Origin of the sequence: Inquilinus sp. NPDC058860 (genome assembly GCF_042743185.1) — a bacterium.
Lineage (GTDB): Bacteria > Pseudomonadota > Alphaproteobacteria > DSM-16000 > Inquilinaceae > Inquilinus.
On sequence record NZ_JBHYMS010000012.1, the window covers coordinates 35,896 to 51,310 of the forward strand.

Below are 15,415 nucleotides of genomic sequence, written 5' to 3' on the forward strand. Positions count from 1 at the left end.
CTAGCCGACCATGAAGCGGTAGCGGCCGGTGAGCGGAAAGTCGAGCAGCCGATCCTCCAGCCGCGTCCCGCCGCCGATGTTGTGGACCACCAGCGGAGCCCCGCTGGCGCCGGCCCGGCCCGTCACGATGGCGATGTGCGGCAGATTGCCCGGCAGCATCTGGGTGACCAGGTCGCCCTCGGCGAAATCCCTCGGAGATTCGGCCGGCAGCGCCCGGCCGCGGCGGCGGAAGAAGGTCTGCAGGTTCGGCACCCGGCGATGGTCGATGTTCCGGTCCGGGCGCGACAGCCCCCAGGACCGGGGATAGCGCGCGAAGTTCGCCCGCATGTCCTCATGCACCAGGCGCTGCAGGTCGATGCCGAAGGCGTCGCGATAGGCGCGGATCACCACATCGGTGCAGACGCCGCGGTCGCGGGGCACGTCGCCGCCGGGATAGGCCAGGCGGACATAGGCGGGGTCGTAGGTCAAGGTCACGCCGATCTGGGCCTCGGCCGCCGCCACCAGCCGCGCCGGCCGATCCGGCGCTTCGGCCCGGGCGATGCGGCCGAGAACCGGCAGAAGACCGAATGAGAGGAAGAGGCGGCGCCGAAGCATCCCGCGATCGAAGCAGGATTCGGTGGCCGGATTGCGGCGGCCAGTCAGCCGATGCGACGGAACGGATACGCGTCGCGGATCCGGGAATTCACGAACCGGCCCTTCGACTCCGCCTGCAGCAGTTGCCGGTAGACGCGGTCCGGAACGGGATAGTAGCGATAAACGGCGCCGCCGGCATATTCGACATCAAGTGCCTTGGTCCGCGGATCATAACCGACGGAGTTCACGGCGCTGGACTCGAGCGGAGCCCGCCTGATGCGCGGCATGGCACGGCCTCCTCCCTCTCGCGAATGGCCGGATGCCTTGCCGGGTTCCCGCCGTAGACCATCCGATAAATCCGCCTCTATCCGGACGGCCTCCTGCTGCCCTAATATCGTCGTACATTTGCGTTTGGTGTGGGGCGCCGACGAAGTGCGGCGCTTGGAGGAAAGAAAGACGATGGCCGGCCAAGACCGTTCGAGACCGCTGCGGTCCCAGCAGTGGTTCGACAACCCGGACGATCCGGGGATGACTGCCCTGTATATCGAGCGCTACCTGAACTTCGGGATCACGCGGGAGGAGCTCCAGTCCGGCAAGCCGATGATCGGCATCGCCCAGACCGGATCGGACCTGTCGCCCTGCAACCGGCATCACCTCGAGCTGGCCAAGCGGGTCAGCGCCGGCATCCGCGCCGCCGGCGGCGTGCCCTTCGAATTCCCCTGCCATCCGATCCAGGAAACCGGCAAGCGCCCGTCGGCCACGCTGGATCGCAACCTGACCTATCTCTCGCTGGTCGAGGTGCTGTACGGCTATCCGCTCGACGGCGTCGTGCTGACCGTCGGCTGCGACAAGACCACCCCGGCGCTGCTGATGGCGGCCGCCACCGTCAACATCCCAGCCATCGCCCTGTCGGTCGGCCCGATGCTGAACGGCTGGCACAAGGGCGAGCGGGTCGGGTCCGGCACCATCGTCTGGCGGTCGCGCGAGCGGCTGGCCACCGGCGAGATCGACTACGACGAGTTCATGAACATCGTTGCGGCCTCGGCCCCGTCGGTCGGCTACTGCAACACCATGGGCACGGCGTCGACCATGAACTCGCTGGCCGAGGCGCTGGGCATGCAGCTGCCCGGTTCGGCCGCCATCCCGGCCCCCTACCGCGAGCGCGGCCAGATCGCCTACGAGACCGGCAAGCGCATCGTCGAGATGGTGGAGCAGGACATCAAGCCGTCCGACATCATGACCCGCGAAGCGTTCGAGAACGCGATCGTCATCAACTCCGCCATCGGCGGGTCGACCAACGCGCCGATCCATCTGAACGCCATCGCCGCGCATCTCGGCGTACCGCTGGACAATGACGACTGGGAGAAGGTCGGGCACGACATCCCGCTGCTGGTCAACCTGCAGCCCGCCGGGGAGTATCTCGGCGAGGACTACCACCAGGCGGGCGGCGTGCCGGCCGTGGTGGCGGAGCTCTTGAAGGCCGGCCTGCTGCCGCATCCCGAGGCGGTCACGGTCAACGGCCGCGCCATCGGCGACAACTGCCGGGACGTGGAGAACCTGAACCCCGAGGTGATCCGCCCGACCGACCGGCCGCTGAAGGCGAAGTCGGGCTTCCTCAACCTCAAGGGCAACCTGTTCGACAGCGCGATCATGAAGACCAGCGTGGTCTCGCCGGAGTTCCGCGACCGCTACCTGTCGAATCCCCAGGACCCCGAGGCCTTCATCGGCAAGGCCGTGGTCTTCGACGGGCCCGAGGACTACCACCACCGGATCGAGGACCCGGCGCTCGAGATCGACGAGTTCTCGATCCTGGTGATCCGCGGTACCGGGCCGATCGGCTATCCCGGCGCCGCCGAGGTGGTGAACATGCAGCCGCCGGCGCGCCTGATCCAGCGCGGCGTCCACGCCCTGCCCTGCATCGGCGACGGCCGGCAGTCCGGCACCTCGGGCTCGCCCTCGATCCTGAACGCCTCGCCCGAGGCGGCGGCCGGCGGCGGCCTCGCTTTGCTGCAGACCGGGGACAAGATCCGGGTCGACCTGCGCCAGCGCACCGTCAACGTGCTGATCCCGGACGAGGAGCTGGCGCGCCGGCGGGCCGCGCTGGAGGCCCAGGGCGGCTACAAGTACCCGGCCAGCCAGACCCCGTGGCAGGAGATCCAGCGCGGGATGACCGACCAGCTGGCCGAGGGCATGGCGCTCAAGCCGGCGCTGAAGTACCAGCGCGTCGCTCAGACCAAGGGCGTGCCGCGCAACAACCACTGAGCTGCGTCGGCATTGGTTTCGTAGGTTGGGTTCGCGGCAGCGAACCCAACACGTTCGGGGCCATCATTGGTGGCGGGATGTCGGGTTCGCCCGTGGCGAACCCGACCTACGTCTGCGGTATCAGATCGTCCGCACCAGGTCGTGGAACAGCCCGCCCATCCGTTCGGCGGTGCCGCGGGCGACCTCGAGGATGTGCTCGTGGTCGAGATCGGCGCCCGGCAGGCCGGCGGCGAGGTTGGTGACCAGCGACAGGCCCAGCACCTCGGCGCCGAGATGGCGGGCGGCGATCGCCTCCAGCACCGTCGACATGCCGACCATGTCGCCGCCCCAGCGGCCGACCATCTGGATCTCCGCCGGCGTCTCGAACATCGGGCCCGGGAAGCCGACATAGACGCCTTCGGTCAGCGCCGGGTCCAGCGCCTGCGCCGCCTGCCGCAGCCGCGGCGAATAGCAGCCGGTCAGGTCGACGAAGCGCGGCCCCAGCCGCTCCGGGTTCGGCCCGAACAGCGGCGACACGCCGGTGAAGTTGATGTGGTCGCGGATCAGCACCGGCTCGCCCGGCTTCATCCCCGGCCTGAGGCCGCCGCAGGCATTGGTCAGGACAATGATCTTCGTCCCCGCCAGCACCATGCTGCGGACGCCATGCACCACCTTGGCCGGCGGATGGCCTTCATAGAGATGAACCCGCCCGGCCATCACCAGGATCCGCCGGTCGCCGGCCCGGACGCTGCGGAACACGCCCTTGTGGCCCAGCACGGTGGTCGGCGGGAAGCCGGGGATCTCGGCGAAGGGCACCTCGGCCACGGTCTCGCCGATCCTGTCCACCGCCGGCCCCCAGCCGGAACCGAGCACGATCGCGACGTGGTGGTCGGCGCCGAGCTTCTGCTTCAGCGCCGCGGCGGCGGCTTCCGCCAGAACATAGGGGTCTTCCATCGCGATGTCTCCTCGCTTTCAGGCCATGGCCCCGCGCCGGCGCCGCCCGCGGGCGACCACCAGCGCGACCAGGGTGATGACATAGGGTGCCATATCGGTGAGCTGGTTCGGCAGCCCCCGGCCCTGCAGCCTGAGGCCGGCGGCGTCGGCGAAGCCGAACAGCAGGCAGGCCAGGGCGACGCCGACCGGATGGCCGCGGCCCAGCATCACCGCCACCACCGCGATCCAGCCGCGCCCGGCGCTCATATCCTCGGCGAACAGGGTGACGCTGCCGAGCGACAGCTGCGCCCCGGCCAGACCGCACAGGGCGCCGCCGGCCAGCACCGCGGCGATGCGGGTGCGGGCGACGTCGGCACCCAGCGTCTCCGCCGCATCCGGCCGCTCGCCGACACCGCGCAGGCGCAGGCCCCAGACGGTGCGGAACAGGAACACGGCGATCACCGCCACCAGGATCCAGGCCGCCCAGGTCAGCACGCTGTGGCTGCCGAAGACGCGGTTGAACCAGGGCACCGCCGCGATCCGCGGCAGCACCACGCGCGGCAGGTCCTGCATGGTCGGGTCGGTGAAGGTGCCGGAGACGCCGAACAGGATGCGCAGCAGGAAGGCGGTCAGGCCCGAGGCCAGCAGGTTGAGGCCGATGCCGATGACGATCGGGTCGCCGCGGAACCAGGTCGATCCCAGCGCCAGGATGGCCGAGAAGGCCATGGTGCCGATGAGGGCGACGGCCACGCCGCCGGCGACGCTGCCGGTGTACCAGGTGCCGGCGATGGCGGCGAAGGCGCCGATCAGCATCTGGCCTTCCAGCGCGATGTTGAACACGCCGGCGCGGTCGCACAGCACCCCGGCCAGGGCGGCCAAGAGGATCGGCGTCACCGCCTGGATGGTCTGGGCGAACAGCACCGCGTTGAACAGCGACAGCCAGTCCATGCCGGTCACCGCCTCCGAAGGCCGTGGCGCATGGCCAGCAGCAGGATGATCACCGCCTGCAGCACCAGGGTCAGCACTCGCGGCACCTCGGTCGCCCGCTCCATGGCGAAGCCGCCGGTCTGCAGCGCGGCGAAGAACAGCCCGGCGCAGACGGCGCCGATGGGCTCGCCCATCGCCAGCAGGGCCGCCATCAGCCCGGACCAGGTGTAGGCCGGCGACAGCAGCGCCCCGTCGGTGAAGCGGAACTGGTCGCCCAGCACCAGCATGGCGCCGACCAGCCCGGCCACGGCGCCGCTGGCGAACAGCGTCCGCACGGTCTGGCGGCCGAGATCGACCCCGCCATAGGCGACGAAGCGCGGGTTCAGGCCGCGCAGCCGCAGCTCGTAGCCGGCGGTGCCGCGCCGGTCGACAAACACCACCGCGGCGATCACCAGCAGCAAGAGGACGAGCCCCCAGGTGATCGGCGTGCCTGGCACCAGCACCGGCAGCCGCGCCGTCTCCTCGACCCGGAAGGTCTCCGGCATGCCGGTCGCCGGGTCGCGCAGTGGGAACCGCGCCAAGTAGGAGCTGACGCCCTGGGCCGGATAGCTGAGCAGCAGGGTCGAGATCAGCAGCGGCACGCCGAACCGGACCTCGCCCCAGGCGGCCAGCGCGGCATAGGCGCCGGAGACGGCCATGGCGGCCAGGATCGCGGCGACCAGCCGGACCTCGCCGGGCGCCGGCAGGTACAGTGCCACCACCGCCGCCACCAGCCCGCCCAGCACCAGTTGGCCGTCGCCGCCGAGATTGACCATGCCGCCGCGCAGCGGGATGGCGGCGACCAGCGTCATGCCGACCAGCGGCACCGCCCGGGCCACGGTCTCCGCCAGGTTCGGCCCGGCCACGGCGCCGGCCAGGATCTCGCCATAGACCGCGACCGGGTCGTGCCCGGCGGCCAGGGTTATCAGCGCCCCGATCATGAGCCCGCCGAGGATCGCCCAGAGCACGGAGGAGGTCGCGGCGCCGCGCAGGGCAGTGGCGGCGGTCATAGAGATCTCCGACGGAGAAAAACTGAGTCCCCCCTCCCCTCGCGGGAGGGGGTTAGGGGGAGGGGGTTGTCGATGCAAAGAGCCGGCGGCGCGAGAGGCCGGAGCGTATTCGAGGATGGTCGACCTGCACTCTTCCTCGCCCAACGCGCAATCGGCACGAACCCCCTCCCCCTACCCCCCTCCCGCAAGGGGAGGGGGGACAAGAATGGGCATGGCCCGGAGAGGGCCCTCATGCCGCCTCCCCCGCCACTCCGGCCATCAGCAGGCCCAGGCTGGTCTCGGTGGCCTCGGCGCCCGGCACCTCGGCGATCACCCGGCCCTCATACATCACCAGCACCCGGTCGGAGAGGGCGAGGATCTCGCTCAGCTCGGCCGAGACCAGCAGCACGGCGCGGCCGCGGTCGCGCTCCGCCACCAGCCGGCCGTGGATGAACTCGATGGCGCCGACATCGACGCCGCGGGTCGGCTGCTCGGCGATCAGAACCGGCGCCTCGTGGTCCAGCTCGCGCGCCACCACCACCTTCTGCAGGTTGCCGCCGGACAGGGTGCCGACCGCCGTGCCCTCGCCCGGGATCTTGATGCCGAAGCGGGCGATCAGGCCGCGCGCCCGGTCCCGCATCGCCGTGGGGTCGAGCACGCCTCGGCGCGACAGCGGCGCACGCCGGTGGAAGCCCATGCCGAGATTGTCGGTGGCGCTGGCGCGCAGCGCGGTGCCGGTGTGGGCCCGGTCCTCGGGCACATAGGCGATGCCGGCGGCGCGGCGGCCGGCGACGCCTGCGGCGGTGACGTCGCGCCCGTCGACCCGGATCGCCCCGGCATCGGCCGCCCGCAGCCCGGCCACGATCTCGATCAGCTCGGTCTGGCCGTTGCCGGCGACGCCGGCGATGCCGACGATCTCCCCCGCCCGCACCGCGAAGGAGACGCCGTCGACCGCGGGCTTGCCAGGCGCCGCCAGGGTCAGGCCCTCGACCTCCAGCAACGGCCGGCCCGGCTGGGCCGGCGCCTTGTCGACTTTCAGCGTCACGTTGCGGCCAGTCATCGCCCGGATGATCGCCTGCGGGTCGGTCTCGGCCGTCACCATGCGGTCGGCAACGCGGCCGTCGCGCAGCACGGTGATGCGGTCGGTCACCGCCATCACCTCATGGATCTTGTGGGTGACGAACAGGATGGTGCGCCCGTCCGCCGCCAGGCCGCGCATCACCTGGAACAGCCCGTCGCGCTCACCCGGGGTCAGCACCGCCGTCGGCTCGTCCAGGATCAGGATGCGGGCGTCGCGGTACAGCGCCTTCAGGATCTCGATCCGCTGCTTGACCCCGACCGGCAGGGTGCCGACCCGGGCGTCGGGGTCGATCGGCAGGCCATGGCGCCGCGCCAGCTCCGCCACCTTGCGGCGGGCGGCGGCGCGGTCGATGAACGGCCCGCGCCGCGGCTCGGCCCGATAGGCCACGTTCTCCCAGACCGTCAGGCTGTCGAACAGCTTGAAGGCCTGGTGCACCATGCCGAGCCCGGCAGCGATGGCGTCGATCGGCGAGCGGAACGACCGCTTCCGGCCGTCGATCGCGATCTCGCCCTCATCCGGCTGCACCAGCCCGTACAGGATGCCCATCAGGGTCGACTTGCCGGCCCCGTTCTCGCCCATCACCGCGTGGATCTCGCCGGCCTCGACCGACAGGTCGACCCGGTCGTTCGCCAGCACGCCGGGGTAGCGCTTGACGATGCCGCGCATCTCCAGGAACGCCACGGCACCGCCTCCGGTTTACTGGCCGGCCGTCAGCGGATCGGTCACCGTCACCGTGCCGGCGGCGATGGCGTCGCGCAGCTCCCGCACCTTGGTGATCACGTCGGGGTGCTCGGCGATCAGGCATTTGGAGCCGGCGACGTCGTCGCCGAGGCCGGTCAGGGTGATGCCGCCCTCCTTCACCCCGTAGGAGGTCAACGGCGCCTGGGTGCCGGCGAGGATGCCCTTCACCGCCTCGACCAGGGCGACATCGACCTTCTTCTCGATGTTGTCCAGCACCACGCCCGGCGCCAACGGGCATTGGTTCACATCGACGCCGAAGGCCAGGGTGCCCGGCGTCGCCTCGGCCGCCTTGAAGATGCCGCCATTGCCGCCGGAGGTGGCGGCCAGCACCCGGTCGGCGCCGTCGCTGATCAGCGACACCGCCTGCTGCTGCGCCCGCACCGGGTCGGAGAACGGGTTGTCGCCGCCGACCCAGACCGTCGGGCTGACCACGATCTCGTCGTTCACCGCCTTGGCGCCGGCGGCGAAGCCGTCGGTGAAGCGGTGCAGGAACGGGATGTCCAGCGCGCCGACCGCGCCGATGGTGCCGCTTTCGGTCGTCAGCGCCGCCTCGGCGCCGGCCAGGTACGCGCCCTCATGCTCGCGGAACACGGCGCAGTAGACGTTCGGCATCGGCTTCTGGATGCACTGGTCGACGATCAGGAACTTGATGTCCGGGAACTTCGCCGCCGCATCCGGCACGATGTCGCCGAATTCGAAGCCGATCACGATCACCACCGCGGCGCCCTCGCGCGCCGCCGCCTCGACATTCTGGCGGCGGGTGGCGGGGTCGGTGCTCTCATAGATCCTGGCCTCGCCGCCGATCGCGGCCGCCGCCTCCTCGGCGCCCTTGCGGCCGAGCTTCAGGAAATCGTTCACCCCGAGCGGGTCGGGCGAGATGAAGACCAGCTTGCCGCCCGCCGCCTGGGCCGGCGCCGCGATGCCGAGGAAGAGGGCCGCGGCCGCCGCCGCGATCGAACCGATGAGATGCCGCGGTCGTGCCTGGTTGCGCATGATCTTTCCCATGTCCCCTCGCGATCGCCGGCACGGCCCGGACCGCCGATGCCGAGGGTCCACCTTTGGCGGCTGCCGTTCGATTCGTCAATGAGCAGCGGACGGCCTGCGACTCGGGCTCATCCCGCTGGGCATCACGAAGGAATTGCAATTTGCTAAAATTGTATTTATTTGAAATGCCTTCCGCCTCCGGCCCAAATCCGGCTCTAATCGGCGGAGGACCGGCGCCGAGCCGGACCATTCGTCCGACCGGGAGATGCGGGAGCCATGAACGGCAGATCTTCGACCGCCCGGCCGCATCCCAATATGGAGCGGGCCGCGCCGCCCGCTGGAGCCGCCGCTTCGGCCCGATGACTGGCTCCCCCGCTTCCCCCCTGATCGCGCTGGAACGCGACGCCCTGCAGGCCCTGGTCGACGGCGATCCGATCGAAGCCATCCTGCGCGACGTGGCCCGGGCGGTGGGCCGGCTGCATGGCCCCTTTTCCCCCGGGGCCGGCGTCGCCTTCCTGCGGCTCGACGAAAGCGGCGCCAGCCTGTCCCTGCTGGCGCAGAGCGGGCTGCAGGGACCCGTGCTGGATGCGCTGGGAACGATCCGCGTCGGCCCCGCCGGCCCGCCGCCGGGTGTCGCCGTCTTCACCAACGCAGCGGCCGCCGGCCTCCTCGGCCGGGCCAACGGCGCCGTGGAGGTGCTCGCCGAACCGCTGACCGACGATGACGGGCGGATCGCCGGCGCCCTGGTGCTCGCCGGCCTGCCCCCTGCGGACGGGGTGCCGGACGCGCTGCGGCAGACCGTCGGCCGGCTGTTCGCCATGGCGCTGCGGCGCGACCGGCGTGACCGCGACGTGCAGGACCTGATCTACCGCGACCCGCTGACCGGCCTGCCCAACCGCCGCTGCTTCGAGGAGCGGCTGGCCGGGACCTTCGCCCGCGGGGTCGATGCCGCCTCTCCGGTCTCGGTCCTGTTCATGGACCTGGACGAGTTCAAGAAGGTCAACGATACCCTGGGGCACGAGGTGGGCGACCTGCTGCTGGCCATCGTCGGCAGCCGGCTGCGCCGGGCCCTGTCGGCCGAGGCCTTCGTCGCCCGGCTGGGCGGCGACGAGTTCGCGGCCGTCGTCACCGCGGATGCCGGCGCGGCCACGGCCGCTGCCGGACGGATCGCCAAGGCGCTGAAGGAGCCGGCGATGCTGCGCGGCTACCGGCTGCCGATCTATTGCAGCATCGGCATCGCCACCTGCCCCGACCATGAATCCGACCCGGCCCTGCTGAAGCGCCTGGCCGACATGGCGATGTACTACGCCAAGCAATCCGCCACCGGCATCGCCTCGGCCGCCACGCCGGAGGTGCGGCGGGCGATGTCGATCTCGGCGGTGGAGTTCGATATCCCGGCGGCGCTGCAGTCGGATCAGATCGGGCTGGTGTTCCAGCCGCGGGTCAACCTCGTCAGCGGGCGGGTGACCGGGTTCGAGGCGCTGGCCCGCTGGAACCATCCGACCCTCGGCGTGCTGTCGCCGAGCCATTTCATCCCCTGGGTCGAGCGCCGCCCCGATCTGGCCCTGGGATACACCGAGTGGCTGCTGCGTTCCCTGGCCGACACGCTGATCCGGCTGCCGCGGGACGCGCTGGTGCCGATCTCGATCAACATCCCGGTCGCGGTGATGCAGTCCGACGCCGTGTTCACCGCCATGCTCGGCCGCATGACCGAGGCGGGGCTGCCGCTGAGCCTGCTGCGGATCGAGATCGTCGAACGGGCCCTGACCCGGATGCCGGCCGAGGTCGAGGCGGTGGTGGAGCGCATGGTCGGGCTCGGCATCACCTTCGAGCTCGACGATTTCGGCAGCGGTGAGGCCAATCTGGCGGCGCTGTCGCGGCTGCCCTTCTCCGCCATCAAGATCGCCGGCGAGATCGTGCAGACCCTGGCGACCGAATCCCGCTGCGAGAGGCTGATCGACGGCATCGCCCGCTTCGCCGAGACCTTCGGCGTCTCGCTTTGCGCCGAGCATGTCGAGAGCCAGGCGCAATACGACATCCTGCGGCGGCTGGGCGTCGAGCAGGGCCAGGGCTACCTGTTCGGCCAGCCGGTGCCCGCCGGCGATCTGGCAGCCGCGGCGCGCGCGGTTCACCGCGGCGCATAGCGTGGGGACCCGTTCGATGGTAACGTTCACATCGGCAACAGGGAACCATTTGCCATCGCATTGATTATCTGCAATTCGTCACCGGCCGTGACGGACCGGCCTCAGCATGGGCAGGGATGCCGACCTCGGACAGCGGAGCAGCAGCGGGAAATGCGACATGTCGGAAGCCGCCGGCCTCACCCTCGGGGAAGGCGTCCATCGTGACCCGGCCGGCCCAATGGCTTCGAGCAGGTGCGCCGCCCCGATGAAGATCCTTCTTGTCGACGACGACGAGCTGTTCCTGGAATTCGCCTCGGCCATGCTGAGCGCCGACGGCGCCGCCGTCGAGACCTGCGCCAGCGCGGCCGAAGCCATGGCCGCGCTCCATCTCGACGACGAGGCCAAGCCGGCGCGGGACTTCGACGCCGTGCTGATCGACATCGTCATGCCGGAGGTCTCGGGCACCGAGCTGTGCTCGCTGATCCGCGGGCACGGCGGCTACAGCGACCTGCCGGTGATCATGATCAGCGCCACCCGCGACATGAGCCTGATCGACCAGGCGCTGACCGCCGGGGGCTCCTCCTACATCCAGAAGCCGATCCAGGCCGCAACCTTCGCCGACGAGATCCGGCAGAAGATCGCGGAGGCGCGGGGCTGACCCGGGAGAAGGCCGGGGAACGACCTTGTCCTATCCATCAAACCGGGCCGACGCCCGATAGGCCCCCAGCAGGGCCTGCCACCATTCGCCGTGCCGCTGCAGGAACACCGCGTCCGGGAAATGGTGCCGGGCGACATGGTCCTGCGGCACGCTGTCCCAGCCGCGATGCTCGACGGTCACGCGGGTCTGGTCGCCGACGGGCTCGAACCGGACCTCGACCTCGGTGTCCTGCCCGGGCGAGAAGCTCGCCTGCCGCCAGGAGAAGACCAGGCGGCTGCCCGGCTCCCACGCCGAGATCCGGCCGATCTCGAAGATCCGCCCGTCCGGGTATGTCTCGGTGAACCGGCCGCCGGGACCCGGCTCGAAGCTCAGCGTCCCGGACTCGCCGGGGCCGAACCGGAACAGCGGGTTCGGCCGCCACCACAGGCCGATGTCCCGGACAAAGGCGGCGAAGGCCCGCTCCGGCGTCGCCGCGACGCGCAGCGATACAAGGATGCGCGAGGTCATGGCGAACGTTCCAGATGCGCCTTGAACGCGGCGAGCTGGTCGACCCACAGCCGCTCGGTCTCGGCCAGCCAGGCTTTCAGATCGGCCATCGGCTCGGGTCTCAGGCTGTAGATGCGGACACGGGCATCGAACTCCGGATGCGCCTCCTCGATCAGCCCGCCCGCCTTCAGCGTGCGCAGGTGCCGGCTGAGCGCCGGTGGGTTGAGGCCCAGCGCCTCCGCCAGCTCCCCCGCCCGCCGCGGCCGCTCGCGCAGCAGCTCGACCACCCGCCGCCGATGCGGGTCGGCGAGCGCCGCCAGGGTCTGGTCGAGCGCGGCGGCCGCTTTCACATCCAGCCTTCGATCTTCAGCCCCGAGGCCTGCTCCGCCTCCTCGCGCGAGACCTGGCGGACGGTCTGGCCGAAAACCCAGACATGACCCTCCGGGTCACTCGCGCGGTAGGTTCGGTCGCCATAGAACTGGTCGGATGGGCCTTGCAGGATCGCTGCCCCGGCCGCTCTCGCCCGGGCGCAGTGCTCGTCGATGCCATGATGGAGGTGAACATGGATCGACTGGGTGTTCTTGCCGCCGACCGAGGCGGGGCTGGCGACGGAGTCGGTCCATTCGGACCCGACATAGATCAGGCCGTCGCCGACCCGCATCTCGGAATGGGCGAGGTTCCCGTCCTGGTCGGTGATGACCATGCTGCGCTCGAAGCCGAAGGCCTTCTCCAGCCAGTCGAGAGCAGCCTTGGGGTCCCTGTAGAAGACGCTCGGCGTCAACGCCGGGCGCGGGGCAGGCTCAGCCATGGCTCATCTCCTTCACTCGATATGAAATATTTAACGATATAGAGAAATATTGAGTCAAGCCCTTCCCTGCATCGGATCGTCCGGGACGAGGGGAAGGCTGAGACTGCGGCGCGAACCCAGCCTTCCCCGCCGGCTACTTGATCGCCTGCGCCTTCTCGGCGAAGCGCGGGTCCCAGGTCTTCGACAGGTCGATCTGGGCGTCCTTCAGCTCCGGGCTGAAGCGGTGCAGGATGTCGAGCGCGGTCTGCATCCCCTCCGCCTTGATCAGCCCGTCGCGGGAATACATCGGCAGCGAGGCCTTCACCGCCGCGACATAGAGGTCGCGGTCGCCCAGCAGATACTCCTCCGGCACCACCGCGGCCACGTCCTCCGGCGTCGCCGTGGCCAGCCAGCGCAGCGACTTCATGAAGGCGTTGACCAGCGCCTGCGCCGTCTCCGGATTCTCCTCGATGAAGTCTTCCTTGGCGTACAGCACGGCGGCCGGCACCGGACCGCCGAACACCGCCTTCACCCCCTCCTCCGTCCGGGTATCGACCAGCACGGTGGCGGCACCGGTCTGCTGCAGCTTCGAGATCACCGGGTCGAGATTGGCCATGGCGTCGATCTCGCCATGCTGCATCGCCGCCACCGCGCTGGGGCCGCCGCCGACCGAGACGAAGGACACGTCCTCCGGCGTCAGCCCTTCCTTGGCCAGGAGGGCATTGACGAAGAAATTGGTCGAGGAGCCGGGGGCGGTCACGCCGATCTTGCGGCCCTTGAGGTCGACCACCGACTTGATCTCGCCGGCCAGCGACTGGCGCACCACCAGCACGATGCCGGGGAAGCGGCCGAGCTCGACCAGCGCCCGGATGTCCTGGCCCTTGGCCTGCATCAGGATGGTGTGCTCATAGGCGCCGGTGGTGACGTCGGTCGACCCGCCCATCATCGCCTGCAGGCTCTTGGCGCCGCCGGCGAAGTCGCTGATCTCGACCTCCAGCCCCTCCTCCTGGAAGAAGCCCTTCTTCTCGGCGACGGTCAGCGGCAGGTAGTACAAGAGCGGCTTGCCGCCGACGCCGATGTTGACGTGCGTCTTCTCCGGCGCCGCCATGGCCACCGGCGCTGCCAGCGCCAGGCCGAGAACCAGCGCCATTCCGCGCAGCAGGGTCTTCATCGGTTTCCTCCCGTCATCCCTGGGCCGAGGCGCTCGCAGCGCTCTCCGGCCGCCACACCAAGAGCCGTCGTTCGATCACCGAGACGAAGGCATCGATCGCCACCACGAAGGCCGACAGCACCAGCATGCCGGAGAACACGCTGACCACGTCGAACACGCCCTCGGCCTGGGCGATGCGGTAGCCGAGCCCGGCGGTGGCGCCGAGATACTCGCCGACCACGGCGCCAACCAGGGCGAAGCCGACCGAGGTGTGCAGGCTGGAGAACACCCAGGACAGCGCCGAGGGCATATAGACATGGCGCAGCAGCTGCCGGTCGTTCATGCCCAGCATGCGGGCATTGGCCAGCACGGTCGGGCTGACCTCGCGCACGCCCTGGTAGACGTTGAAGAAGACGATGAAGAACACCAGCGTGACGCCCAGCGCCACCTTCGACCAGATGCCGAGGCCGAACCATAGGGCGAAGATCGGCGCCAGCACCACCCGCGGCAGCGCGTTGGCGGCCTTGATGTAGGGGTCGAACACGGCTGCGGCCATCGCCCGCCGGGCGAACCAGAAGCCGAGTGCCGTGCCGCCGAGCGAGCCGATGGCGAAGGCCAGCACGGTCTCCAGCAGGGTGACGCCGAGATGGCGCCAGATCACGCCGGAGGCGAAATCCTTCCAGGTCCGCTCGATCACGCCGAGCGGCGTGGCGAAGAAGAACGGATCGAGGATCTTCGTCGCCGTCAGCACGTGCCAGGCCAGGAGGCAGATCACCGCGACCGCGATCTGCCAGAACAGGATGCGGGCGCGCTCAGACGACATCGCCATAGGCCTTCATCACCTCGTCCTTCAGCGCCGCCCAGATCGCCCGGTGCAGGCCCATGAATTCGGGATCGTGCCGGGATTCGGCCAGCTCGCGCGGCCGGGCCAGCCCGACCCGATGGTCGGCGATGATCCGCGCCTGCGGCCCGGCCGACAGCACCACCACCCGGTCGGCCAGCGCGATCGCCTCCTCCAGGTCGTGGGTCACGAACAGCACCGCCTTGCGCTCGGCCGACCACAGCGACAGCAAGAGGTCGCCCATCACGATCCGGGTCTGGGCGTCGAGCGGGCCGAAGGGCTCGTCCATCAGCAGCAGCTTCGGCTCCAGGATCAGCATCTGGGCCAGGGCGACACGCTTCTTCTGGCCGCCGGACAGCTGGTGCGGATAGCGGTCGCCCATCGACGCCAACCCGACCCGCGTCAGCCAGGCCTGGGCCCGGTCCCGCGCTTCCGTCCCCGCCACGCCGCGCACCGACAGGCCGACGGCGACATTGTCGCGCGCGGTCTTCCACGGCATCAGGGAGTCGGCCTGGAACAGATAGCCGGCATCGCGGTTCAGCCCCTGCAGCGCCCGGCCGAACACGGTGCAGCCGCCGGACGCCGCCGGCACCAGCCCGGCGGCGACGTTCAGCAGGGTCGACTTGCCGCAGCCGGTCGGGCCGACGATGGCGGTGAACTCGCCGTCGGCCACCACAAGATCGGTCTCGCCCAGCGCGACGTAGCGCCCGCCGCCCTTCAGCGGATAGGCGACGGAAATCCCGGAAAACGCGATGGCCGGCGGGACTTCTCCGCCGCGCACAGCCTCGGCGACTCTCTGCACTCCTGGCTTCCCCCGGATGATCGGCCCTGGGCCTCTTGGGACTCGGGCGGCAGTCTGTCC

The 15,415-nt window shown here is 70.3% G+C and carries 16 protein-coding genes; 3 read left to right on the forward strand and 13 right to left on the reverse strand.

The genetic code is table 11. The features are described 5' to 3' along the window. Together ACFW16_RS10575 and ACFW16_RS10580 are read right to left on the reverse strand one after the other, a co-directional pair. Window positions 1-594 carry a DUF1287 domain-containing protein gene (locus tag ACFW16_RS10575; RefSeq protein ID WP_380304578.1) on the reverse strand — a complete coding sequence of 198 codons (594 nt, stop codon included), beginning with the start codon at window positions 592-594 and terminating at the stop codon, window positions 1-3. A gap of 44 nt (window positions 595-638) precedes the next feature. Further along, window positions 639-860, reverse strand: coding sequence for a KTSC domain-containing protein (locus ACFW16_RS10580; protein ID WP_380304580.1), 222 nt, complete (start codon window positions 858-860; stop codon window positions 639-641). Window positions 861-1,032: 172 nt separating this feature from the next. Here ACFW16_RS10580 and ACFW16_RS10585 point away from each other — a divergent pair, with 172 nt between their 5' ends. Next, window positions 1,033-2,835, forward strand: a complete 1,803-nt coding sequence (locus tag ACFW16_RS10585) for an IlvD/Edd family dehydratase (RefSeq protein WP_380304582.1) — start codon at window positions 1,033-1,035, stop codon at window positions 2,833-2,835. 120 nt (window positions 2,836-2,955) lie between these two features. Here ACFW16_RS10585 and ACFW16_RS10590 read toward each other — a convergent pair whose 3' ends face one another. From ACFW16_RS10590 to ACFW16_RS10610, 5 genes are all read right to left on the reverse strand, one after another. Further along, entirely contained in the window at window positions 2,956-3,768 is an 813-nt protein-coding gene (locus ACFW16_RS10590) for a purine-nucleoside phosphorylase (RefSeq protein WP_380304584.1), read from the reverse strand. An 18-nt stretch (window positions 3,769-3,786) separates the two neighbouring features. After that, window positions 3,787-4,695: an ABC transporter permease gene (locus ACFW16_RS10595; protein WP_380304586.1), complete on the reverse strand. Its 909-nt coding sequence runs from the start codon at window positions 4,693-4,695 to the stop codon at window positions 3,787-3,789. 5 nt (window positions 4,696-4,700) lie between these two features. Next, window positions 4,701-5,723, reverse strand: coding sequence for an ABC transporter permease (locus ACFW16_RS10600; RefSeq protein ID WP_380304588.1), 1,023 nt, complete (start codon window positions 5,721-5,723; stop codon window positions 4,701-4,703). A gap of 229 nt (window positions 5,724-5,952) precedes the next feature. Then, entirely contained in the window at window positions 5,953-7,464 is a 1,512-nt protein-coding gene (locus ACFW16_RS10605) for an ABC transporter ATP-binding protein (RefSeq protein WP_380304590.1), read from the reverse strand. A gap of 15 nt (window positions 7,465-7,479) precedes the next feature. After that, entirely contained in the window at window positions 7,480-8,529 is a 1,050-nt protein-coding gene (locus ACFW16_RS10610; RefSeq protein ID WP_380304592.1) for a BMP family ABC transporter substrate-binding protein, read from the reverse strand. A gap of 338 nt (window positions 8,530-8,867) precedes the next feature. Here ACFW16_RS10610 and ACFW16_RS10615 point away from each other — a divergent pair, with 338 nt between their 5' ends. Continuing rightward, window positions 8,868-10,652, forward strand: coding sequence for a putative bifunctional diguanylate cyclase/phosphodiesterase (locus tag ACFW16_RS10615; protein WP_380304594.1), 1,785 nt, complete (start codon window positions 8,868-8,870; stop codon window positions 10,650-10,652). A 244-nt stretch (window positions 10,653-10,896) separates the two neighbouring features. Further along, window positions 10,897-11,289, forward strand: coding sequence for a response regulator (locus ACFW16_RS10620; RefSeq protein ID WP_380304596.1), 393 nt, complete (start codon window positions 10,897-10,899; stop codon window positions 11,287-11,289). A 30-nt stretch (window positions 11,290-11,319) separates the two neighbouring features. Here ACFW16_RS10620 and ACFW16_RS10625 read toward each other — a convergent pair whose 3' ends face one another. The 6 genes from ACFW16_RS10625 to ACFW16_RS10650 form a co-directional block, all read right to left on the reverse strand. Then, a complete protein-coding gene (locus ACFW16_RS10625; RefSeq protein ID WP_380304598.1) occupies window positions 11,320-11,796 on the reverse strand; it encodes an SRPBCC family protein in 477 nt (158 codons plus the stop codon). Continuing rightward, window positions 11,793-12,125 carry an ArsR/SmtB family transcription factor gene (locus ACFW16_RS10630; RefSeq protein ID WP_380304600.1) on the reverse strand — a complete coding sequence of 111 codons (333 nt, stop codon included), beginning with the start codon at window positions 12,123-12,125 and terminating at the stop codon, window positions 11,793-11,795. The genes ACFW16_RS10625 and ACFW16_RS10630 overlap by 4 nt, the downstream gene beginning before the upstream one ends. Continuing rightward, window positions 12,122-12,583 carry a VOC family protein gene (locus ACFW16_RS10635; RefSeq protein ID WP_380304602.1) on the reverse strand — a complete coding sequence of 154 codons (462 nt, stop codon included), beginning with the start codon at window positions 12,581-12,583 and terminating at the stop codon, window positions 12,122-12,124. The genes ACFW16_RS10630 and ACFW16_RS10635 overlap by 4 nt, the downstream gene beginning before the upstream one ends. A gap of 133 nt (window positions 12,584-12,716) precedes the next feature. Then, window positions 12,717-13,733 (reverse strand): ABC transporter substrate-binding protein, encoded by a 1,017-nt coding sequence (locus ACFW16_RS10640; protein ID WP_380304604.1) that lies wholly within the window; start codon window positions 13,731-13,733, stop codon window positions 12,717-12,719. 13 nt (window positions 13,734-13,746) lie between these two features. Next, entirely contained in the window at window positions 13,747-14,535 is a 789-nt protein-coding gene (locus ACFW16_RS10645; RefSeq protein WP_380304606.1) for an ABC transporter permease, read from the reverse strand. Further along, the gene (locus tag ACFW16_RS10650) at window positions 14,525-15,355 is read right to left on the reverse strand and encodes an ABC transporter ATP-binding protein (RefSeq protein WP_380304608.1); all 831 of its coding nucleotides are present in this window, start codon (window positions 15,353-15,355) and stop codon (window positions 14,525-14,527) included. Before ACFW16_RS10650 ends, ACFW16_RS10645 begins: the two co-directional genes overlap by 11 nt. Window positions 15,356-15,415 lie beyond the last annotated feature (60 nt).